General features: G+C 33.8%; 17 protein-coding genes. 12 read left to right on the forward strand and 5 right to left on the reverse strand.

What is annotated here, in order from left to right:
- Positions 1–767: 767 nt before the first annotated feature.
- Positions 768–1,223 (reverse strand): Hsp20/alpha crystallin family protein, encoded by a 456-nt coding sequence (locus tag M3L71_RS02325; RefSeq protein WP_017532141.1) that lies wholly within the window; start codon positions 1,221–1,223, stop codon positions 768–770.
- 372 nt (positions 1,224–1,595) lie between these two features.
- Here M3L71_RS02325 and M3L71_RS02330 point away from each other — a divergent pair, with 372 nt between their 5' ends.
- Complete coding sequence (locus tag M3L71_RS02330; protein WP_280143873.1) at positions 1,596–2,243, forward strand: pyridoxine 5'-phosphate synthase; 648 nt, start codon at positions 1,596–1,598, stop codon at positions 2,241–2,243.
- Between the two features lie 61 nt (positions 2,244–2,304).
- Here M3L71_RS02330 and M3L71_RS02335 read toward each other — a convergent pair whose 3' ends face one another.
- The 3 genes from M3L71_RS02335 to rplM all read right to left on the reverse strand — a co-directional run bounded on the left by M3L71_RS02335 (position 2,305) and on the right by rplM (position 3,660).
- On the reverse strand, positions 2,305–2,607 hold the full coding sequence (locus M3L71_RS02335) for an HU family DNA-binding protein (protein WP_280143874.1): 303 nt from the start codon (positions 2,605–2,607) through the stop codon (positions 2,305–2,307).
- 145 nt (positions 2,608–2,752) lie between these two features.
- Complete coding sequence (rpsI, locus tag M3L71_RS02340) at positions 2,753–3,154, reverse strand: 30S ribosomal protein S9 (protein WP_410543492.1); 402 nt, start codon at positions 3,152–3,154, stop codon at positions 2,753–2,755.
- Between the two features lie 47 nt (positions 3,155–3,201).
- On the reverse strand, positions 3,202–3,660 hold the full coding sequence (gene rplM / locus M3L71_RS02345; protein WP_280143876.1) for a 50S ribosomal protein L13: 459 nt from the start codon (positions 3,658–3,660) through the stop codon (positions 3,202–3,204).
- Between the two features lie 119 nt (positions 3,661–3,779).
- Here rplM and M3L71_RS02350 point away from each other — a divergent pair, with 119 nt between their 5' ends.
- The 4 genes from M3L71_RS02350 to M3L71_RS02365 all read left to right on the forward strand — a co-directional run bounded on the left by M3L71_RS02350 (position 3,780) and on the right by M3L71_RS02365 (position 7,497).
- On the forward strand, positions 3,780–5,015 hold the full coding sequence (locus tag M3L71_RS02350) for a TolC family protein (protein WP_280144102.1): 1,236 nt from the start codon (positions 3,780–3,782) through the stop codon (positions 5,013–5,015).
- A 10-nt stretch (positions 5,016–5,025) separates the two neighbouring features.
- Positions 5,026–5,547 (forward strand): PopZ family protein, encoded by a 522-nt coding sequence (locus M3L71_RS02355; RefSeq protein WP_265030932.1) that lies wholly within the window; start codon positions 5,026–5,028, stop codon positions 5,545–5,547.
- 75 nt (positions 5,548–5,622) lie between these two features.
- Positions 5,623–6,201 (forward strand): RlmE family RNA methyltransferase, encoded by a 579-nt coding sequence (locus M3L71_RS02360; protein ID WP_280143877.1) that lies wholly within the window; start codon positions 5,623–5,625, stop codon positions 6,199–6,201.
- 168 nt (positions 6,202–6,369) lie between these two features.
- Complete coding sequence (locus M3L71_RS02365; RefSeq protein ID WP_280143878.1) at positions 6,370–7,497, forward strand: ankyrin repeat domain-containing protein; 1,128 nt, start codon at positions 6,370–6,372, stop codon at positions 7,495–7,497.
- Between the two features lie 529 nt (positions 7,498–8,026).
- Here M3L71_RS02365 and M3L71_RS02370 read toward each other — a convergent pair.
- Positions 8,027–9,604 (reverse strand): lysine--tRNA ligase, encoded by a 1,578-nt coding sequence (locus tag M3L71_RS02370; protein ID WP_280143879.1) that lies wholly within the window; start codon positions 9,602–9,604, stop codon positions 8,027–8,029.
- Positions 9,605–9,668: 64 nt separating this feature from the next.
- Between M3L71_RS02370 and M3L71_RS02375 the strand changes: the two genes are divergently transcribed.
- The 7 genes from M3L71_RS02375 (at position 9,669) to M3L71_RS02405 (ending at position 24,208) form a co-directional block, all read left to right on the forward strand.
- The gene (locus M3L71_RS02375) at positions 9,669–9,965 is read left to right on the forward strand and encodes a type IV secretion system protein VirB3 (RefSeq protein WP_006015054.1); all 297 of its coding nucleotides are present in this window, start codon (positions 9,669–9,671) and stop codon (positions 9,963–9,965) included.
- Between the two features lie 9 nt (positions 9,966–9,974).
- On the forward strand, positions 9,975–12,380 hold the full coding sequence (locus M3L71_RS02380) for a VirB4 family type IV secretion/conjugal transfer ATPase (RefSeq protein ID WP_264375017.1): 2,406 nt from the start codon (positions 9,975–9,977) through the stop codon (positions 12,378–12,380).
- A complete protein-coding gene (locus M3L71_RS02385; RefSeq protein WP_280143880.1) occupies positions 12,373–14,979 on the forward strand; it encodes a TrbL/VirB6 family protein in 2,607 nt (868 codons plus the stop codon). Before M3L71_RS02380 ends, M3L71_RS02385 begins: the two co-directional genes overlap by 8 nt.
- A gap of 7 nt (positions 14,980–14,986) precedes the next feature.
- Positions 14,987–17,356 (forward strand): TrbL/VirB6 family protein, encoded by a 2,370-nt coding sequence (locus M3L71_RS02390; RefSeq protein WP_280143881.1) that lies wholly within the window; start codon positions 14,987–14,989, stop codon positions 17,354–17,356.
- Positions 17,353–20,277 carry a TrbL/VirB6 family protein gene (locus tag M3L71_RS02395; protein WP_280143882.1) on the forward strand — a complete coding sequence of 975 codons (2,925 nt, stop codon included), beginning with the start codon at positions 17,353–17,355 and terminating at the stop codon, positions 20,275–20,277. Before M3L71_RS02390 ends, M3L71_RS02395 begins: the two co-directional genes overlap by 4 nt.
- Positions 20,278–20,358: 81 nt before the next feature.
- The gene (locus tag M3L71_RS02400; protein ID WP_280143883.1) at positions 20,359–23,595 is read left to right on the forward strand and encodes a TrbL/VirB6 family protein; all 3,237 of its coding nucleotides are present in this window, start codon (positions 20,359–20,361) and stop codon (positions 23,593–23,595) included.
- A complete protein-coding gene (locus tag M3L71_RS02405) occupies positions 23,579–24,208 on the forward strand; it encodes a WD_0853 family protein (protein ID WP_280143884.1) in 630 nt (209 codons plus the stop codon). The genes M3L71_RS02400 and M3L71_RS02405 overlap by 17 nt, the downstream gene beginning before the upstream one ends.
- Positions 24,209–24,295: the final 87 nt, after the last annotated feature.

The raw sequence follows: 24,295 nt of genomic DNA on the forward strand, positions 1-24,295 counted from the left end.
TTTTCACAAAATAATCAAATTTCAGCAAAAAATATATAAGTTTATTTTTGCTAGCTCTTTATTCATATAGGAGGGTTTATGTCTAGAATTCCTGATACTTGACTTTTATTTTAAGTTAAAAAAACAATTGGCGCCTATGGTTTTCACATTAAATCATTTTAAATTGTTAAAGTTAATGCGGGCTTTTTTTGCCTTTTTTTATTGGTATTTTTTTCATATTTTATTATATCATTATACTGTGGTACCATATAGACTTCAGTTTCATGATAAGGGGAGCAGGCTCCGTCTCTCAGCTATGGCATTAAAAAATGACTATGCATAAGATCTAATGGTGTGTCTAATCTATAGATAATTTTTTGTATTGCTAAGTTAATATTTTGCATATCTGTTCAGCAGAGTGGCAAAAAAGACAACTAAATGAGTGTCATGAAAGTAGCTTACACGTAGCTGTAGGAATTTCATTTTTTAAGGTAAATTACACAGCAAATATTGTCATTCAAGTAGCTGACACTATAATTCCAGCTTCTATAATGTCATGCCAGTGCTCGACACTGGCATCGAGCAAAATTTATCACAAACAAGACAACATTTTCAATTAAAAAATCAGTATCTGGGTGCTAAGATGACATCTTCATAAGGGAGCCAGCATCAGCTACTTTCATGACATTCATTTAGTTGTCTTTTCTCGTTTACCTTATTTTGCCACTCTGCTGAACAGATATTAAAATAGCAAGCCTCAAGGTCAGAAGCCTGCTATTACTTACTTGTTACTTTACATCAATTTTCTTGATGTGTTTCTCTGACTTAGGTATGGTTACATGCAATACCCCATCTAAAAAGTTGGCAGATACCTTATCTTGCTCTACATTTGTTGGAAGTTGAATAGATCTATAGAAAGAACCATAGTACCTTTCTTTATGGTAAAACTGCTTATCTTTTGATTCATTATTACATGTTTTTTCACCCTTCACTATTAAGTTATCGCCAGATATACTAATGTCTATGCTTTCTTTAGGAATACCTGGTAACTCTAATGATAGGCAATAGCTTTCCTTTGTTTCATAAAAATCACAAACTGGTAGTAGACTACTGCCTCTTTTGGAAAGCTCTGGGTTCCATCCTGTAAAAAAGCTATCAAATATGTCATCAACGGCTCTTTGTAACCCTCTTACACTAAAATTATCACGATTATTGTTTTTATTTAAATGAACTATATTACTCATGTTGTACCTCCTTTTACTAATACATGCATTACATAATCACTCCACTTATTAATTTCAATCCTAAATCTAAAATTTTTTAGATGCGAAAAATTTTCCCCGTTTACTATAACTTGATTATGAGAAAAAATCTTATTTGGATTACCACGAGTAGTTCTATAAACTAGATTAACTGTAAAAAAGGGCAAGTGTATGCAAATTTATTACTTCTCTTTCCACTTCCACAATCAAACAATTTTGAATGTTTCTTATTTGACTTGCCAACAATGAGAATTGGTATAACTGCTAGCTCCGTCTTTCAGCTATCGCATTAAACAATGACATGCATAAGATCTAATAATATGTATAATTTATAAATAATTTTTGAGGTAAATTGTGAAATTGGGCGTTAATATTGATCACGTTGCAACCCTTCGCAACGCACGTGGAGCTTCTTATCCAGATCTATTAAAAGCAGCAAGAATAGCTATTGATGCTGGAGCAGATTTTATCACTGTACACTTACGAGAAGACAGAAGTCATATCAGAGATGAGGATGTATTCAATCTAAAACAAAACATTAGCACTGAGTTGAACCTTGAAATTGCAGCTACGGAAGAAATGCTCAAAATAGCAAAAGAAGTAAAACCCTACTCGATTTGTATAGTACCAGAAAAAAGAGAAGAATTAACAACCGAAGGTGGCCTGAATATCGTGAATATGCACAGTAAACTTTCTGGTATAATAGAGGAAATGCATAGCTTTGACATAAAAGTCTCACTATTTATCGATCCAAATATTAATCAACTAAAATATCTTGAGAAGCTAGAAAGAAAGCCTGACATAATAGAAATTCACACAGGGGACTACTGTGATAATCCATCAGAAGAAAAATTAAAACTTGTTACTAACTCTGCAGAATACATTAATAATCTAGGAATAGAATGCCACGGAGGGCATGGCATAAATTATAAACATGGTAAAAGAATAAAAGAGATACCTCACATCTCAGCTCTTAATATAGGCCATTCTTTAATCAGCTAGGCTATATTTCATGGCTTACATAGTGTAACTAAAAAGATGAAAATGACAATATCTAAGTAGCTTATACTTTCTCTTTGGTATTTAAAGTACTTGAAAGAGCTTGACTTGCTTTAAACCTTACTCTTTTCTTTTTAGGAACGGTCATAATCTCACCATTTTGAGGATTACGGCATTGTCTTTCCTTACTTATAGCAGTAGAGAATGTCCCTATTCCATGCAAACGTATTTCACCCTTACGATTTAGATCGTTCTTGATTGTTTCCATAAAAATATCATAAAGCTTACTCAAACTAGCTTTTGTTATATCTATACCTTGACTAGAGCACTCTTGACTCAGTTGGTTTACTATATCTTCTTTACTCATAAATTACCTTAATATTGAAAAATTACATAAACAGCATATTATGCTAATACCAATAGTCAACTAAATTCGTCATAAAAAGAGAAAATGTCATAAAAACTTGTAAGAACTTGTATAATATTTACAAAAAAATACCATTATGAAACAATTATCTCTTAGAAAACTGACATTTTTTCCGAGCTTTATGTTGACCATATTTCTTACGCTCAACAACACGTGAATCTCTAGTTAGGAATCCACCCTTACGTAATATAGAGTGTAGATCTTGACTTATACTACTTAAAGCTCTGCTTATTCCATGAGCTAAGGCACCTGCTTGGCCAGATAGTCCTCCACCTTTTACAGTTGAAAACACATCATACCTATCTAACATAGAAGTTACTATGAATGGCGCTTTAATCATTTGACACACTGATTCTCTTTTAAAATAAGAAATTAAATCATCTTTTTTATTAACACTAAATTTTCCACTTCCTGGCTTTATCCACACTCTTGCTACAGATTCTTTCCTTCGACCTGTAGCATATGAACGACCAAGTGAGTCAATCATTGCCTTTTTTGGCTGATCATTATTATTTATTTTCACTTTTTACTCCATTATTTCTTATTTTTACGATTTAAAGAGGCAAAATCTATTTTTTCAGGTTGCTGTCCTTGATGCTTATGTTCTGAACCAGAATAAACATACAAATTTTCAAACCGTCTACGTGACATAGGACCATCATCAAGCATTCTTTTTACTGCCATTTTTATCACACGCTCAGGGAATTTGCCATTTAAAATATTATCTGGAGTAGTTTTCTTTAAACCACCAGCATAACCTGTATGCCTATAGTAGATTTTATCTTTAAGTTTCTTTCCGGTAAAATGTACCTTTTCTGCATTAACAATAATTACATTATCTCCACAATCCATATGAGGTGTGTATTCAGGCTTATGCTTTCCACGCAATAGCGCTGCTACAAACGCTGCAAGCCTTCCTACTACTAATCCTTCTGCATCTATAACAAGCCATTTTTTATCGACTTGTTTCTCTTTTAAGAAAAAAGTTTTCATATATCAATACATAACAGTAGATTATGATACACTGAGTTGCTTGATAGTGTCAACAACATTAGTTATTGATTATTAAAGTAATTTATGCTAATAACTTAAACAACATGCTAGAAAGCAAAATGTTTCGATTGATTGTTATACTTATAATTGCTTTTGGTACTATAGGTTGCTATGCAATCGATTTGGAAGAAGCCATAAGCAAAGCTATCAAAAACAGCTCAAAAATAAAGTCTCAGTTTTACCAATATAAGAGTGCTGAAAAACAGCTAAAATCTTCTGGATTGGCTGGATTTTTACCTGACATTAATTTACAATATAATTTCGATAGTAATTTTAATATTATTAACGATCGACAAAACTCTGGAAAGCGTCTAACATTAAGCCAAAGAATAATAGACGGTGGGGGCACTTTTTCTACATTTAGCCGATCAAGTCATCTTCTTAAAGCAGCAAAAATTAGATTTCAGCAGTCAAAGCAAGAAGTTGCACTCAGCGCTGTGAAAGCATATGTTAATGTTTTACAAAAGGCAGAAATATTAAAACTGAGAGAACATAAAGAGCGTGTTTCTTTAGAGCATTTGTCAGCTATGAAAAAACGCTTTTCCCTTGGAGAAGTTACTAATGCTGAAGTTTTGCTAGCAAAAGCAAAATTTTCGTCTTCTATATCCGAAAGAGTTGATGCTGAAGGTAAATTAAAATTGGCAAATATTGCTTATTATCATTTGATTGGCGAAGATGCTGATGAACTTTCTGAAGCTAATGATAAATTACCTTCTATTCCAGAGCTAAATGAATGTTTACAATTAGCAAAAACTAATAACTTGTCCCTAAAAGCAGCAGTTTATCAAAAAAGAGCAGCCGGAATGGAAGTGATCGCTGAAACTTCCAAGTGGCTTCCTTCTTTGAATCTAAGCGCAAGTAAAAATTTTGGAAAGGACAATATAAAATTGGACACGTTACTAGAAAATGTGAATGTTGTCTTTACTCTTGATATTGCAATCTTTAAAAGAGGAGTTAATGTTTTTGGTGTTAGTAGAGCTAAAATGGATGCAAAACAATACACTTACGATTATTACGAAGCAGTAAAAAATATAGAAGAAGAAGTTGTAAATGCTTGGAATAACGTGCTGACAGCAAAAGCTATTATTAAAGCAAGTCAAGAAGCAGAAAAAGCAGCAGCTTTAGCATTGGAAGGAGTTGAGCAAGAAGTAAACTTAAATTTAAAGAGCACATCTGATCTTTTGGATACTGAAGATGAATTATTTAAAGCACGTTCCGATCTAATTCAGGCAAAAAGCAATTATGTAATTAGTGTTTACAACTTGCTTTTTATGATAAATAGTATAAACCTTTAAATTTAATGGTATGAGCGATAATCAATCTGTAAAAGATATACTAGAAGATATAAAAAAAGCTATATCGGGTAAAAATCCAAGTGGCGATAGAGCAGAAATAATAGATGAAGATGATGACGTATTATGCCTTGAAGAGGAGTATCCAGAAGACATCGAAGAAAAAGAAAATAGTGAAGAAGAGAATAATTGCCAAAGTGAGAAAATGAATAACCAATTTAATAGCCATAGTTACAACTCAGAAGAGAAAAATTTGTATGATAATATCCAAATGAGTAATAACAAAGTGAGCTATCAAGAACAAAGTAACGAGCATTTAGTTTTAAAAGAAAATATGGAGGAAATTAAAACATTGCTTGAAAAGATGCAAAGCGAACTACGGCATAAACAACAAAAAAGAGCGGATCTTACTGTTGAAGAATTAGTTGTATCTCTTTTAAAACCTCAGCTTTCAGAGTGGCTGAATAAGTATCTACATGCATTGGTAAAAGAAGTAGTTGAAAAAGAGCTCAAAGATATAATCAATAATAAGTAGGTTATTAGTATAAAGACCAGAGTAAAAACAGCTAGAGGTAGAAAATTATCTTCAACAAGATGGCTACATCGCCATTTGAATGATCAGTATGTGCAAAAAACCAATAAGGACGGTTATAGATCGCGCTCGGCATATAAGTTAATAGAAATAGACGATAAATTTAAACTACTCCAACAAGGGCAAAAAATTATTGATCTTGGCGCTTTTCCTGGTGGATGGTCACAAGTTGCATCTCAGAAAGGAGCGAGTGTGATTGCTGTTGACATAAAACCAATAAACGCAATTAGTGGAGTAGAGTGTATACAGTGTGATATTATCAGCGAACTTGAAATTTTAAGAGAAAAATTCAAGGATCACAAATTTGATGTAATTTTATCTGATATGGCACCAGAATCTTGCGGTTTAAAATCGTTAGATCATATCAGAATTATGCTTTTATGCGAAGCAGCGCTCAATTTTGCAAAGCATTTTTTGAATCATGATGGCAAATTTGTAGTAAAAATTTTTCAAGGAGAATCTGATAAAAATTTCTGCAATGAACTAAAAAAAATGTTTAAAACAGCAAGATACTTCAAACCAAAGTCAAGTAGATCTGAATCTACAGAAATGTATTTGGTCAGCTTAGGCTTTATTGGTAGCAACTCTTCTATATAGAAGATACTTACAGAAACGTTGACGAATCTTATCCTATTAAACTGAAGATTAATAACGCTCGCACAAAAGCCCCTTTTTCTTGTTTATGATAGTTAGTTAAATTCTTGACTTTATTACTTAAGTATATAATAATTAAAGTATATTATTATTTTTATAGGAGAATTTTATATGTATTTAGCATTGTTCGAACAGATATTAAGTATAGTAAATCGTGAAAATGATTTGAATGGTGATAACATAGTTGAAAAAATAAAAGAGCGAATAGAAAAAAGAGACCCATCTACTTATGCAGAATGGGAGAAGAAAAATTTTGATATAAATTATAAATTTAGTGTTGATGATTATTTTAACAAAAAAGAATCAACATTATTGCATATAGGATGTCTAGATAGTCAAGAAAATGTAGTAAACGCTCTATTAGCAGTAGACGGAATAAATGTTGATTTGCGAGATAAAGATAGAAAAACTCCTTTACATTTGGCTATTGAAAAAGGTAACGAAAATATAGTAAAAGCTCTATTAAATAAGGGGGCTGATGTTAATTTGCAAGATAAAGATAGAAAAACTCCTTTACATTTGGCTATTGAAAAAGGTAATGAAAATATAGTAAAAGCTCTATTAGCGGTAGAAGGAATAAATGTTAATTTGCAAGATAAATATAGAAAAACTCCTTTACATTTGGCTGTTGAAAAAGATAACGAAAATATAGTAAACGCTCTATTAGCAGTAGACGGAATAAATGTTGATTTGCGAGATAAAAATGAAAGCACTCCTTTATATCTTGCTGCTAAGAAAGGCAAAATGGAGATATTAGAGGCTCTATTAGCTAAGGGGCCTGATATTGATTTGCCAAATCAATATGGATACACTCCTTTGTATGTTGCTGCTGAGGAAAGTCATCATAAGGTAGTAAGAGCTCTATTAGAAAAAGGTGCTGATCCTTTAGTAAAAGGTCGTTGTAACAAAAATCTAGCAGAAATGGTTACTGAAGACGCGGTTATGAGAGGAATAGTCTGTGGTGTTGGTATATTTATTATTGCATCTGTTGTAGCTGCTATAGCAGTTACTTCTGCATATTTTATTGGTGTGTCATTATCAGTAGGTGCTATGGCTGGGATAGCTGTGGCTGCTGCTGTACTTACAGGACTTGTTGCTGGTGGTATTACGTATGAAGTGTATAAGCCTTGTGATGAGTTAAAGGACGCTATTGCAAAAGCAAAGTCAAGTCCTGGTCAGAAGCTAAATGAAGTTGATGTACAATCAAAAGTTTCTTCAGAGTTAGGCGCAACAGTGTAGTTAAGTAGAAGGAAGAAGTCTCTTCTTCCTTTTTTTCCAATTTTTTATTTAGCAAGGTATCTAGATACCTTGCTAAACACCAAAACAAAATTAAGGTTTAAACATCCTAGGTGTATGAACATTCATTTTGAAGACAGCAAATGGTGTCATCCCAGCGCCCTCTTTCTTGTTATTCCAGTACTGGGATTCAGAAAACTGACCAGGTTGGTCACGCGCTGGCTCTCTAAAATTACTTTAGTTGTAAATATTAAGAAATTTACTAAATAAAAAAAGACAAAAGAATCCCCATATAGCGAGTTTTAATAATTTAAATTGATAATGTGCTAACAAGCGCGATTTGGCTGAATGTAGAAAAAATAAAAAAAGCCGCTATAATTTTATGTAGTTTGCCAATAAATATCTGAGTTTTTTACTGAATTTTGTCGTTGAGCCCAAAAACAAGGATAAATACCTTTATCAGTATAATAAGGAAAGTGGGAAGGTTTGTCAAGTAATAAAACTAGAGAGCTCAAATGGAAGAAGGTAAACTCTAAAGTGTACGTTCAGTAGCACTTTCTATAAGAGAGATTGTATTATCTATCCCATAAAGCTTGATAAAAGATCCCATTCTTGGACCAGTTTTTTGGCCAAGCAGCGTTTCATATAGCAATTGAAACCAATCGCGTAAGTTATTGTAATTATGTTTTTTTCCGATGGAGAAAACCTTAGATTGAATCTCTTCAGCAGTGGCTGTAATAGGCAGGGAATGTAGGTTGTTCTTTAAATCTAGTAACGCTTCTTTCTCTTTTTCGTTTGAAGCTTTATACGCTTTTGTTGGCTTGATAAAGTCGTGATAATACCTAACTGCAAAATCCGAAAGCCTATCTAGCATTTTGTTGCTTTCTGGTGTAACGTTTGGTGCATAAGTTGATATAAAACCCCAAAGAATCTCTTTATTTTCAGCATTACAAGCTGCTGCCAGGTTTAAAAGTAACGAAAAATTTATGCCTGAAGTTTCTACGTTTGGAACTTTACCCTTGTGGATGTGCCATACAGGGCTATTTACATCCTTTTCTTTACTTTCATTATAACGCTTAACAAACTCCAAATACTCATCAGTTGATTTTGGTATCACATCAAAATATAAACGTTTAGCCTTTTTAGGACTCTGAAAGATGTATAATGCTAAACTCTCTGTGGGTGCATAAGTTAGCCACTCCTCGATCGAAATACCATTTCCTTTTGATTTTGATATCTTCTTTCCTTCTTTATCAAGAAAGAACTCATAGCAAAACAGAAGCGGTGGTTTTTCTCCAAGTATTTCACATATTTGGCTTGAAAGTATAGCAGATGGTGTTAAATCTTTTCCATGAGCTTCATAATTGACTCCAAATGCAGCCCACCTCATCCCCCAATCAGGTTTCCATTGCAGTTTACATTTTCCTTTTGTCACTGGAACTTCTATTTTTTCCCCGTTTGGGTCTTCATACGTGATTGTTCCTTTATCTGTATTTGTTTCAATTACTGGAACTTGTAAAACTTGGGAAGTTTTTGGGCATATCGGCAAGAATGGACTATAGGTTTGCTGCCTTTCTTCCCGAAATGATGGAAGCATTACGTCCATCACTTTATCATAATTTTTCAGCAGGAGTAAAAGTTTTTCATCGTAAACGACAGATTTATAACACTCTGTTGCACTCCTAAATTCGTATTCAAATCCAAACAAATCAAGAAATTTACACAACAACGAATTCATGTGATGACCATAACTCTCATGAGTGCCAAATGGGTCAGGTATCATGGTTAATGGCTTGTTCATATTCTCTCTTAGCATTTCCTGATTTGGTACATTATCTGGTATTTTTCGCAAACCATCCATATCGTCGGAAACTGCAATGATTTTGGTTTTTATACTAGGAGCTATTTTTTTTAGAGCGTTTGCAATAACTGTGGTGCGAAAAACTTCCCCAAAAGTACCAATATGTGGTAAACCCGATGGACCATAACCAGTCTCAAATATTATCTCTTTTTTATTAGGGAATTCTTGTAGTATTTTTTCTGCTTCTTGAAATGGCCAGCTTATAATCATTGAATTTAAATTAATTATCTTACCTAAAGTGCTATTCATTTCAATAGATTTTTAATTAATGATGTAGTATTAGTGTTAGAGCTCTTATTAGAAGGTTAAAGATATGTCTACTGGCAGCATACAAACGAATCAATTATTTAAAGGTCTTACAAGACCTGCAATGCTCTTTGGTGTGAGTTATATGTTTGCAATATTAAACGTTCTAATTTGCATGCTAATTTTCATTAATACAAATGATCTTAGAGTAATTCTCCTGATGTTACCAGGTATACATGGACTTGGCTATATAGCTTCTGCAAAGGAACCGTTGTTTATTGAGTTATTTATGGTAAAGTTGGGAAAATGTTCCAAATGTTTAAATCGGTTTTATCATGGAGCCAATTCTTATGACATTACTTGATGTTATGCAATGTTGAGATTTAGAGCTATTCAATCAAAGAATAAATCTATTCTAAGTAGAGAGGTTCACGCTGCCGAATTTATACCTTATTCTTGCTATTGGAATAGTACAACCTTGATAACAAAGCAGAATTGGTTAGTTAAATTTATAAAATTAAATGGCTTTGCGTTTGAAACGGCCGATGATGAAGACTTGGTGATACAAAATAATATCAGAAATCAGATGCTAAGAAGCATTTCATCTCCAGCATTTAGTTTGTACTTTCATACCATCAGGCGTAAGAAGAATATCTTTTCTGATGAATTTGCAAACCAGAGTTTACCAAATTTTTTTGCTAACCATGTAAATCTAAAATGGAGAGAAAAACACGCAACTAGGCAATCTTTTATTAATGATTTATACATTACGATTATTCGTAGGGCAGATACAAAGGGAGTAGAATTTTTATCACATCTACTGAAAAAATTTGGGCATGTAACTTCAAAACATGCTTGGGAAAGTGATATGCGTGATACCTATGAAGATTTAGAGGAAACGACAAATCGTATAGTAACAAGCCTTAGGAATTATTCGCCTAAAGTCCTTGGAGTAAAAGAAACTCCAAACGGACTGTTTTGTGAAATAATGGAGTTTCTATCTAGAATTGTAAATTGTGGCTTTGTTACAAATACGCTTTTTCCACTAAAAACTGAAATATCAAGATACTTACCAGTTCATAGGTTGTTTTTTGGCCATAAGATGATACAGGTTGTGACTCATAATGAAAGTAAATATGCTGGAATAGTTAGTATCAAAGAATATGGAAATAATACTTCCGCAGGAATGCTTGATTCTTTTTTACAACTTCCTTATGAATTTATTATCACGCAGTCTTTTCAATTTACAAATAGGCAAATGGCAATTGCGAAAATGCAGATACAGCAAAATCGTATGATACAATCTGCAGATAAAGCTATTTCTCAAATAGCAGAAATTTCTCATGCGCTTGATGATGCAATGAGTGGTAAAATTGCGTTTGGTGAACACCATTTAACTATCTTATGTATAGAAAAAAGCCCCAAATCATTGGACAATGCTTTATCATTGGTTGAATCGGAGCTTTCTAATTGTGGTGTTTATCCTGTTCGTGAGAGGGTTAATCTAGAACCAGCATTTTGGGCGCAAATTCCTGGTAATTTTGATTATATAGTAAGAAAAGGTACAATAAGTAGTCTTAATTTGGCCGGTTTTGCATCTCAACATAATTATCCTACTGGTAAAAAATTCAATAACCACTGGGGAGATGCTGTTACAGTTTTTGATACAACATCTGGTACTCCATTTTTCTTCAACTTTCATATAAGGGATGTTGGACATACTATGATAATTGGGCCAACAGGTGCTGGCAAAACTGTTTTAATGAATTTTTTATGTGCTCAAGCAATGAAATTTTCTCCAAGAATATTCTTTTTTGATAAAGATCGCGGTGCAGAAATTTTTTTAAGAGCACTTGGTGGTATCTATACTATAATAGAACCAAGAACTAAGACAAATTTTAATCCTCTGCAACTTGACGATACTCCTGATAATAAAACATTTTTGATGGAATGGATAAAATCTTTAATTTTAGTGTACAACGATAAATTCACTTCAGAAGATATTGCTAGAATTAATGATGCAATTGAGGGGAATTTTAAATTAAAAAAAGAAGACAGATTTTTGAGAAATCTTGTACCATTTTTAGGACTTGCGGGCCCTGATACTCTAGCTGGAGCAATATCTATGTGGCATGATGATGGCTCTCATGCTGCAATATTTGACAATAAAGAAGATTTGCTAGATTTTTCAAAAGCAAGAGTGTTTGGCTTTGAAATGGCTAGCTTGCTAAAAGATCCTGTTGCTCTTGGGCCGGTCTTGATTTATTTGTTTCATAGGATTAGTATATCGCTTGATGGCACTCCATCTATTATTGTTCTTGATGAAGCATGGGCGTTAATAGATAATCCAGTTTTTGCACCTAAGATAAAAGACTGGTTGAAAGTGCTGAGAAAGTTAAATGCTTTTGTGGTTTTTGCTACTCAGAGTGTTGAAGATGCAAGTAAAAGTGCTATTAGTGATACGCTTGTACAGCAGACAGCAACACAAATTTTTTTGCCAAATCTGAAAGCTACTAGTGTCTATCGAGATGTTTTTATGTTAACTGAACGTGAGTACATACTGATCAAACACACAGATCCAAGTACTAGATTCTTTTTAGTAAAGCAAGGAGTTAATGCTGTAGTAGCTAGAATAGATCTGAAAGATTTGGATGATGTGGTCAACGTGTTATCTGGACGTGCAGAAAGTGTCCTATTGTTACATGATATATTGAAAGAAGTCGGAGATGATCCAAAGATGTGGTTGCCTGTGTTTTATCAAAAGGTGAAAAATGTTTAAAACTAAACTGTCATTACTGTTAGTTGCGATATTTTTGTTAAATATAGATTTTTTGCTCTCATATCCAGTGTTTGCAGATACAGTAAGTGGTACTGACAAAACGGAATTTGTTAGCAGATTTAATTCTACTGGCAGCTTTAGTCGTGCTTCTAATCCTGACTGTAAGGCGTTTAAAACAGCTGCAGCAGTTGCTGGGATAGCAATTGCTATTGGTGCAATATTTACTGGTATTGTTTTGATTGTCTCTTCCGCTGGTGTATTTACTGCTATTGTTATTGTTGGAATGATAGCTGCAATTGTTGGAGTCTGGAAAGCAATAGGGGGGCTTGTTGTTTGTGAACATAGTTTTGTTAAACACCCGGTTGCACGTGGTCATGATGGAACATACAAAAATTTTAAAGAAGACACAGGTTATAGTTGCTGCACCAATAAAAATTACCAAAAAGAAGATGAATATTTTTCTTGTTTGCAAGATAAAGCTCGGGAAAACGTGAACAAAAAAGACTATGACGGGAAAAGAGCAGAAAAAGAAGCCTTAAATTCTAACGTTCATGAGAGTACAGAAAGTTATTACTGGCCAAAAAACGGTGTGCAATACAGTGAATATATAGAAATATGTCATCGAAATCCTTTAACTTTTGGTAATCTTTTTAACAAGAAAGACTTTGATTCCAGAGAAAAACCTGGATACATAGACTTTGATGTAAGGGAAAAAGATACTGGATATGTAGATGGGTCATGGTCCCCGACGGTCGATGGTGAGCTGAAATGTAAAGTTCTCAAAGCAGGACAGAGCGAACCCATACATGGATCAACATTTAAAGCAGTGAAAAAAATGGGCAGATTATGTGTGGAGTTAGCAAGTGTGAGAATGCTTGGTATCGAAATGACTCCTTGGCCGCAAGGGGTTGATATGGGGTGCACGGAATTGCCACCTGACCCACTTGCTCCTATGTGTGAAAAATCTGTGATGAAATTCAAAAATAAAGATGGTACGGATGAATATAATGTTGATCTTAGCGACCTTATAAATAAAGATAAAGATTACAAAACTATTATAAGGGAAAAGGAAAAAGAAGGAAAAATTTTTGTAGGTTATGACAATAAAAGCTGTTTTAGCTCGTATGTCTCTGAAGCTTGCTACAATCAAGCGGGAAGTAAGTCATTATCTCCTATTCCCATAACTTCTATGATAGTGCAATGTATTAAGGAGTCGTTAGATAATTTAGTGGCAGGTATTGATTCAAGTGGTAAATTACTTACAGACAAAAATGGACATGATAAGGGTAGTTTTTTGTCTGTAGCACAAAAAAGACTGAAGAACACTGTTGCTGCTATCTTAATTTTAGCTTTGATATTGTTCTCTATAAAAGCCATGTCTGGTGGAATGCGTAGTCCACAAGAAATGTATATATTGATCATTAAGTTTGCTTTGGTGATTTACTTCACAACAGGTAGTACTATGTCTCATTATTACGGGGAATTAACAAAACTTTCGAACGGCTTATCAGAAATAGTGCTTAAAGCTTCATCTGAGAGTAAAAATATATGTAATTATGAGGCAGGTAAAGATTATGAATACAATCGTGAAGGGCAGAAGGTATCCTACAGTTATCTTGCACCTTGGGATAGGCTTGATTGCAGAATTTTATTTTATTTAGGTGCACCTTTGGATGGAATTGGTGGCAAAATTGGTACTGGAGGTGTTGCAACGTTAGCGGTTTTGCTTGGCGCTGCTCCTGTCTTGTTAGTTGCAGGTTCGGTGATTGGTATTATTTTCGCTGGTGGACAAATTTTAGTAGCTCTTGTCTGTATATTTATGGCCATTTTGCTGATGATGGTTATTTTGTGGATGTGCTATGTATTTATTTTATCTATAGTTGCTTTAAGTGTAATTGTTATTCTATCACCTTTGTTTATTCCTATGGTTTTATTCCAACACACCAAAGGATATTTTGATGGTTGGCTAAAAGAGTTAATTACCTACAGTTTATACCCAGTTATCCTTTTTGCATTTCTATCTTTTATGTTCATAGCATGTGATAAAATCTATTTTAAAAATTTAAATTTTAAACTGGACGAGTCATATAAAAATGAACAACCAGACAAGTCATATGAAAAGAAACAAGCAGAAATCTCATATAGTAAGAAAAAACAGTGGTTTAAATTGAAAGATGGGGAATGTGATAAAAATGAAACTACTCTCGCATGTATGATGCAAAATTATAGCTTTAAAAAGAGCAGCATACTTGGTCTATTCGACTTTACATACATGGAGTTTGGCAGCTCTCTAATCGGAGAATTATTAAAATTGTGTTTAGTATTATTCCTCTTTTACCACTTTTTAAACGTTCTTCCCGGCATGGCTGCTGAGCTTGCTGGTAATCACAGAGCAGCACTTGGTTCGGGTAGCACTCCTGCACAAATGGTGAATAAAGCTTTATCTTCTGCCAAAGCTGCTGCTGGAGGTGCTGGTCAAGTTGCTGCTGCGGCTGTAAATAAGGTAAGAGGGGCTATTGGAGGAGGTGGAGATGATAATAAGGGATCGGGATCTTCCTCTGGTGAATCTATAAAACCAGTGGAGAGTGAGCGCAGGTGAGTAACAGATGTTTGAACATTTGAGCAACCAAAACTTGGTTAAGCTATGCATAAGTTTTGTGATACTCTTTTTATTATCTGGGTGCGGGTGTATTAAGCCAGAAGATTCATCAGGCTTGCGTGAGAAATTGGATATAGTATCAACAGAGCAGAAATGGGTTGATTCTGGAGTCTATATTTCGGATAAAATAAAAGTAACAGAGATTAATATAATACCTGATAAGGTTAATTTTTGTTCGCAATATAAAGATTTTGCAATTGAACCTGGAGTAAGAAACGTTACATTACCGTTTGCGCTTAAAGCTGGCGATGCGATAAGCTTTAGTGTTGTTGGAAGTAAAATGTGTAAAAACGATAATGGCACGGTCACCTATAAAAAAATTGACGAGAGTTGCGGTGAAGGAGAGACGGAGTATTTTGCACATGTTTTAAATCAAGAGAATTGTCAAGGTGAAATATGCCCTAATAAATATATTATAGGTGACGCAAAATGGTTGAATGGAAAAGAATACTGGAATCCAAGTTTTGTAAAATCTGATCAAGATGAAAAGAAGATTGAAAATATCATTAATTCTATCAAACAAGGAGAAAATATAGACTGCAGGAGGCTTTCAAGCAGTCAGAAAGGTGAGATAGATACGTACCTTTTAAATCTTGCCTGTGAGAATATGTGTTACTATGCTAATCAAAATTGTGTTCTGATTGAGTCTAATACCATAGATGATGGCAGTGTGGCTAAAAAACTTGGTGATGCTTTAGTTATTGGTAATGCTGAGGCCAGCAAAATTATTAAAGAGATTGTGGAAAAGGAGATCAAAACTTATATTCCATCGTTAGTAGTGTCAATGGAGAAAGAAGAACTTGAACACGAGAGAGGCAATATACGTACTAATTATGATTATGAAATAAAGAACAATCACCCCCAAGGTGAGAAATTAACTTTCACCTTTAATACTAAGGGCAAGGGTGGTTTCAATATAAGAGTAACGAAGAACCATAGTCTAAAAAACAACTTATATATACATGTTTCTGATAAGTTTCCTGAGCACAATCCTGGTGAAATTCTGGGGGATATACCTGTGGATATCAGTGAAGTTCATAATACTGAGTATATGGAAAGATTAAAAGAAAAGCTAAAAGACAAGAGTGGCACTATATATTACGGAATAAGAGATCATGGCTGTGATTGTAAGAAAAATGAGGGTCAGTTTAGTATTAACCTTACAACCAAAGAGCCACCTGTAAGAACTTTTAGTGCGATATATAATTTTTTTGATGAAAAAGTAAAAACTGCATTTTTCGGTTCTAGCTACAAAGACACTAACGCGATTCACTCTGATACTAGCCCTGTGAAGTCTCTTTATCAAAGTTTTGTAGCATCAAATAGAACAAATACCATCAGATCTACAATAGTGTCGTTATTAGTATTATATATAGTTTTATACACCCTTTATTACTTTTTTGGATTGTCTCATGCTTCTATATATGAATTTTTAATTATATGTGTAAAGATAGGAGTTATTACCCAATTGCTGAACGATAACAGTTGGAGTTTTTTTTATAACAATGCATTTTCTATTTTTGTTAATGCTCCAAAACAGTTAATAGAAATAGCAAATTTCAGAGGTACAACATCAAATGTTTTTGAATTTCTTGATTTACCGCTCAATAGGTTTTTATCAGCACACTCAGTGTTACTAATAGTATCTCTTATATTCTCTGGTCCTTTGGGTATTGTATCGTTTTGCTTGGTGATTTGGGGTTTGATAACAGTGAGCTTATCGATGTTTAACGCCTTATTTTCTTTTATCACATCTATAGCAATAGTTGCATTATTGCTTTCCTTGGCGCCTCTTTTTATTATTTGCCTTCTATTTGGATATACTAGACAGATGTTTCACAATTGGGTCAAAAATTTAGCAAGATTTGCAATTCATCCGGTAGTGCTTTTAATTTTTATATCATTAATAAGCCAGGTTATGGATTATATTGTGTATTCGGTCTTTAATTTTGAGGTCTGCCCTACATGTATACTTAATCTTAACTTAAGGATTTTTAATCCTTGTATTTTTTACGGTTATGCTTCCAAACATGTACCTAATATCACCGCTATGATGGCTTTTGTGATTTTGGGACATGCCATGAAAGCTTTAGTTGAGGCATCTTCAACAATATCTGATTCGTTGTTTGGTGTTTATGTAGCAAGCGAACCAGGAAGGCAATATCAGCAAAGCTTAATGGGAACAGTAGGTTTAGATGAACAAAGTATCGAAAGAAGAGCAGGTCAGCAATCTGGTACACCAAGTCGAAGACCTCAAATACCACAATCAGCTCAAAGATTAGCACCTAAAATACCGACAAACACAGGAAATCAATGATGAGCAGAAAATCATTATTATTGATACTATGTCTTGTAATTACTGGCTGCACAATGGATTGTGTTGAACCTGGGTTGCAGAGCAGAAATACTAGTGTCAGTATAGATGTTCCAGTGCGTGAAGATGGCGAAGGAGTTAAAATTCATTGGGTTGATTCTGGTCAAGTAATTAGCAAGGATGAGAAAATCAAATTTACTCTTGGTGGTTCAGTAAATTTTTGTCCTCTTAAAGAAGGGAAAAATCCAAAGAGAGTACTTGTGCCTGCTGTATTTTGTGCTAATGATTTAATACCAAATTACAGTAATAAGTTAATTGATAATGCTAGCCTTGATGAACGAGAAATATGTGGGGATATAGGCTTTGGAAATAATGAATTCTATAGCAATAGACGTTATGTAGATACTGGAATTAAAGCAAATCCTGGTGATACATTAAGGTTTAGCTTAGTTCCTAGAAAAATGACAATTAATTGTGATAAATTAGAAGACCTTAAAGGAAAGGTTATTTTTGATGACGATTATTACAAAAATAAGGATAGTAAAGCTAGCGCAGGAGAGGTATGTAAAGGAGGTAAGTTTTTTTATAAAGATGAGCAAGATAGCAAAAAGGAATTTGAACTTGATCGACTAGATAAAAGGAAAGATAAAGATGGGAAAGAAGAGGATCAACAGTATAGATACTTGGTTGGTAATGGCTACACTCCATATGATAATAAGGTACATTTTAATAAGGATTATATTCAAAATTCATGGATAAATGGCGCATTGTTAGATTTACGACGAACTAAAATAGGACTGAATGAATTATGTAATGGGAAAAGGTGTGATTTTAATGAGCTGAACAAATACAGTTCTTATGAACTTAATTGTTACTATCACAATATATGTTACAACGCAAAAGGTATAGGGGAGAATTGCGTCTCTTCTATAAGGTATGAGAAGTATGATAAAAGAAATACATGTGACATGTATTCTCACCTTAAACGTATTGAGGATGAACTAAAAGAGATTGAAAAAAATAAGAGGGATTCTAAGCAGATTGACATTAATTTAATATCAAATTCTAAATTAAACTTCAAAGAGGACAGAGAAGATATTTCCTGGGCTGAGGCTCTTGTTGCAAAAGTTGGCGATCTTAATAATCAGAATACTGCTAAAGGTATTCAATGTTTTCCAGAGAGAAAGGGTGCAAAAGGGGATAATGTGTGTTCGCAAATTGGTGATAATTTTGAACATTTTTCTTTGAAATTAAATCATGATTATAAAATAGATGAAAAAGATATAATACCTGGTAGTAGTGTGATGCTTGCTATAGCAAGTAATGGCAACTACCAACTTCATAGAGGTGGATATCATGTTGCAGTGACTAGATCATGTAACTTCGATAGTGGTGAAAAACTGTATATGTACTTGGGTGATAGCCCGCCAGGAGATCCATCTGTTCGAAAGACTAATAATTTCAAAAAAGTAAAGAAGTTAGATAAAATAACAGAGTATAATGTAGACTATTACATAATAGATGGAAGTCATTTGGTAAATGAAGAGTCTAAGAAAATATATTTTGGTATTAATGTAGAAAACGTAGAGAAAGATGATATTACGGATAAAGATAGCAAATATTATGAAGATAACAAATACACAGTAAATTTATTTTTAAAAAGAAAAATAAACGATCTTATTTCATCAACTGTAAACAAGATTTTTGATTTCATAACAGACGGGAGTGAAGACGGAATTAAAATTCCATATGAAGGATATAGAAAGGGGCTTCTACAAGGAATAAGAGCTTTGCTTATTCTATACGTTATATTTACTGTTGTTGGCTATATGCTTGGAACAATACAATTAAGTAAATTCGATTTTATTATAAGAACATTCAAAATAGCATTTATAGCTTTTGCTTTTAGTGATAGAAGTTGGGAATTCTTTGGTACAACTTTGTCTGGGCTTTTTGTTGATGGTAGCATTTATTTAGTTGATAGTTTTTCTGGCTATATAGGAGAAGGAGGTAAAAAATTTGCATTCTTAGATTTAACAGCGGGAGTATTATTTACAGGAGAAACATGGCTGAAATTTTTGTCTTTAATGCTATCAGGACCTTTTGGCTTTATTGCATTTTTGGCAATACTTTATGCTACTTTTGTGTTTTTAAGATGCATTATTAGTGCTACGTTTAAGTATGTAATATCTACTGTTTTAGTGGCATTTTTATTGTCATTGGCACCTTTATTTATCGTATTTATTCTATTTCAACAAACTAAAACATTATTTGATAATTGGATAAAAACGCTGGCTCATGTTTCATTGCAACCAGTCATTTTATTTTCATCCTTGTCTCTTTTAAACCAGTTAATGTATTCAGTTCTATACAACCTCACAAATTTTTCTGCATGCTATCAATGCTTAATTAGTGTAAATTTTTTATCGTATGATCTGTGTCTTATGAAATCAATATTACCTCTTGGGTATAGTCCTGGTACTAGTGTTGATGTTGCGCTCAGTACTGGAGAAAGGGCTGGTGGGCACTTTGCAGCATTACCTATAGATCTAATCCAGGCATTTATATATCTCATCATTGCTAGTGCAATGGAAGCTTTTGTTTCTATATCAGAAACTATGGCGCAGGCGTTGTTCAGCTCTGGTTATGGAGTTGCTCAAAGTGTTAGTCATATTTCTAGGAGCGCATCACAAGATATGCTGTCAACTGTTGGCCTTGATGATAGAACCCAAAATATGATACATAACATCAAGCAGGGAATGAGTAAAGATCGTAGCAAAATTGAAGCTAAATTGCCTGATACACCAAAGCAAGCAGATGGGAAAGGGAGTGCTGGCAGAGAAATGAGCAAATCTGAAACACTAAGCCAGCCAGATAAGCAAAAGGATTCTGATAAAACAAAAGGACAAGTCAAGGAAGATTGATGAGATATATGGAGTAACTAATTAAAAAGATATTTGAAGTAAGGTTTTAGAAATTTATTCTGTATTGGAAAAAGTTTAGGTATGCAATCACGCTTAGGCAAATGTTGGTTTAGGTTATTAATTTTGGTAATCTGTGTTCTGGTTACAGGTTGTAGTAAGAATGATATGCCTTTTCCAAGATGTATATCTGCTGATTATTTTGGTCCTGAACCCATTGCAATTGGTGCTCATTTTCCAATCGTTCATGATGCGTTTTTTCCAGAAGGTGAAAGTGGAGAACCTATTGATCCTGAAACCGGAGAAATCAATTATGGTTTTCACTCTAATCAAGTGGTGAAGTGGAAAGATACTGGATTTGAAACCAATGGAGATAGTTTAGTAGTACGAGTAAATGGTGCATGGACATCTTGGAGTAATAATAATAAGAAAGAATCTAAAGGTAGTTATAATTTGCAAAGCTTGGAACAGCTAAAATATGCGACTAAGTTTGAAGGCGAGTCAGGTGATAATAGTCTACCTGACTTTCACTTAGTTTGTAATGATTATAAACCTAGCATACAAAAATTTTCAAGTAAGCCTAATGCAAGTTGCACTGTAAATTGCAAGTGCATTAATGAAGATGATAGCGCAAATACAGTATCACGTGGTGCTCCATGTTGGTTTACTAACGGCCATGGTGCTTATCTTTTATTTAAAAGGCCTAGCGATTCTAGTCCTAACGAAAATTTAAAATCCATGCGTAACCCTGAGTCTCCTACTGTACATCTAGGTTACAATTCCGTAGCGGAAGATGGAAGTGGGCTTTTTACTTTAGACAGAGATAACACCACATTACAGGACAGAAATTGTAATAAGGTGAGGTTAGAAAAAGGATGGAAAATATATGTAAAGATATTAGATAGATATTATCTAGATAATGCAGGTGGCTACTCTTTTGAATTTTTGAGCGGAGTGCAGAAACCAAGTAACTTTGGATTTTTTGATTACGTTTATAACTATCTAAAATGTGTATTATTGATTAACGAAAATTGTAAAAAGCATTTTGATAGCAATGATCCTGCAGCTGCACAAGCGATGTTTCAAAATATAGCTGAAAAAAGTACGAGCTTTCACAATTTTGTTCTTTCCTTGCTTGTTCTATTTATAGTGATTTCATCGCTTCTTTATCTTTTTGGAATGATAAGAGAAACTAAGCATGATATGCTCATCAGAATGATGAAAATCACTCTAGTAATAGTGCTTATATCTCCTGGAAGTTTTAGATTTTTCTATGATCATTTTCTTGTTTTATTTGTTAAAGGTCTTGAACAATTGATAAGCATAATTACTAATTTTGCTCCCAACATGAACACCGGAGGTAATTCAAACGTTTCTCAAGGAAATGAAGCTAAATTGTTTAGCTTCATGGAGGATATGTTTAATAAGTTTTTTGCTTACTCTGTTTGGAAAAAGTTTGCAGCATTTTTACATTATCAAATGTGGGCAAGTCTCCTTATGATACCGGCAATTTTTATAGGGATTGTCTTATATTTCCTGCTGTGTATGTATGCTTACATAATATTCCTTTCTGGTTTTATGGGTATAGCTTTTCTTGTAGCTATAATGCCGCTATTCCTAATCTCTATTTTATTTTCACCACTGAAAAGTCTATTTGAGGGTTGGATAAAATTCTGTATTAGTTTCTGTTTGCAATCAATTATGATATTTACCCTGCTGTCATTACTTGCTGCGATGACAATGAATACCTTTTATAAAAAGTTAGGCTTTACTGTGTGCTATAATAAATGGCTTGAAATAAAGTTATGTGCTCCAAAATGGGTATTTGGTGGTTTTTGTATAATTGATAAAGAATACTTTAGCTGGACTCCAGGGCAAATTTTTGTACCTTATGCTATTGGAGAGGCTTCTCCATTGAACGTAGATAAGAATATAGAAGGTATAGAAAAACTAAGCAGAATAGGTGGTACAGTAAAGTTTACTGGTGGCGCTGGATATATCCCTCTTCCACCAGATTACATTAATAAAGGTTTTCGTTATATAGATTACCCTTTCTTGAACCCAGTGCCTGGTACTGAGAAAAATCCATCAGACCATTATATAGCAGAAAGTGATATAGTAGTTGATGCTAATTGTAGTGAAAAAGATCTAGTGCGTCTAACGAATAGTTTATTACATGCATCAGAAAAGGCTTATATCTTATTGTTAATAGATAATATAGATAGTAAGATAAAAAAGCGTTATTGTCAATCTCAACAGCATGAAGAAGAGTGCAGAAATTATGAGAAAATAATAGGCGATTACAAAAAGGGTATCATTCGACCAAATTCAAAAAGTGAAATAAAGTCTTTAGTGCAAGGTGTAATTACGCAAAGTGTAAGCTGCCAATCAGAGAATTTTTATGATATAAATCAAAACTATCAAGAAAATAGTGATTACCAAAGGGTGCAAGACATACAGAGAGGTTATTTAATAAACGCAGGAGAGATCTTTGTATTGTTCTTGCTTTCGTTTTTGATGTTTTCTTTGAAGGAGTTTGTACAACAGATGGGCTCAAGCATTGCCGGTGGTGGGTTTGGTGTTTACAATATATCTAGTATGTATCAAGCATCACCTGTGACTGGTTTAATGCAGGGATTAAAACAACAGATGCAAGATAAAATTGGTGGAGGGCTAGAGTCTTTAGGTAATTGGGCTACTCATGTACCGGACAGATTAGCTGGAGGTAAAGCTAATTTGCTAGGTAGGATGCCAGGAGTTGGGGGTGTGCTGAAATATTCTATTAATGTGCCACGTAAGCTTGTAGGTGATACTATTGAAGCAACAAAATTTGCAACATCACCTAAAAATGATGTTGATAAGCTTGAGGAAAAAATCTACAGGGCGTTTGGAATTGATAAAGAAGATATTGCACATAGAAGAATTGATAAATATTTAGAATATTATAAAGGATATGTAGGATCACATTTGGGCTATACAATAGAAGATGCTATGAAGTTTACTTGGGAACATGGTCTCGACTCTATAGGAATTAACCCTGCTACAGGAGAAAAGGATGGTTACCAGCATAATCTACTCTATAGAGCAAAAACATATAGACGGGAATTTCTTGAGAAGCTTCATGACTACACTATTGGCCGCAAGAGAGAACCAGAAGAAGATGAATCATCAAAAGAAAATAAGCCTAATCAATCAAATCGAAAATTAGGTACGGAACCAGAAACCCTAAAAAACACTACAGAAGCTATACGTGCCGGAGAAGATAGAGAGCGTCAAGATAATGAAAGGAATGAGAACATAGAGAATGATGAAGAATCGTAATTTCAAAGGGCTAAGTTATTATGGTCTTCAGCAAGACGAAGATGGTAATATCAAGTTAAACGATTACAATGATGTTTTAAATGCGCGCAGAGCGAGGGTAGATTTTTTACTAGATAGCACTAAGCAAGCTGATGTTAGTCTTTCAAAGCTAAATAAAGCTATGAATGAGAGACTTATAGATGATAAAGGGCTATCGTCAGAATTTGACAAAGAAGACAAAGAAATTGCACAGAAGGAGCTTAAGATGTTCTCTATTTTAGACGATCTTGATAATCTTGCAAACATTGAAAGTGAAGATCTATTAGAGGTTAGTTTGTTACTATCAGATCTTAGTTTTATAGAGAGAAATATTGTGTTGAATGCCGATCAGAGTTCTGATCTAATAGGGTTCAAAAGTCTATTTATAGAAAAAAAAGCATCTGGTGAGGAATATAGTGATGAAGAGTGTCACAATTTCCTCGATAGTATAGAGAAAATCAATACTTTAATTAAGTTAGAGTTAGAAAGTAGAATTGAAGGGATGGGTCATGATGAAAAAAACAACCATGATGATTTACAAGACGAGATTGGTCGTGCAATCAGTATAGAAAATAAATCAAAGAAAAGCGATTGATCTTGCGTTCCTCCACAAGCAACCTTCTTTCTATTAGACTGCTGAAGCTATGTTGACATTAAATGTGTATTATAAATAATTAGTTAA

Origin of the sequence: Wolbachia endosymbiont of Frankliniella intonsa (assembly GCF_029856955.1) — a bacterium.
GTDB lineage: Bacteria > Pseudomonadota > Alphaproteobacteria > Rickettsiales > Anaplasmataceae > Wolbachia.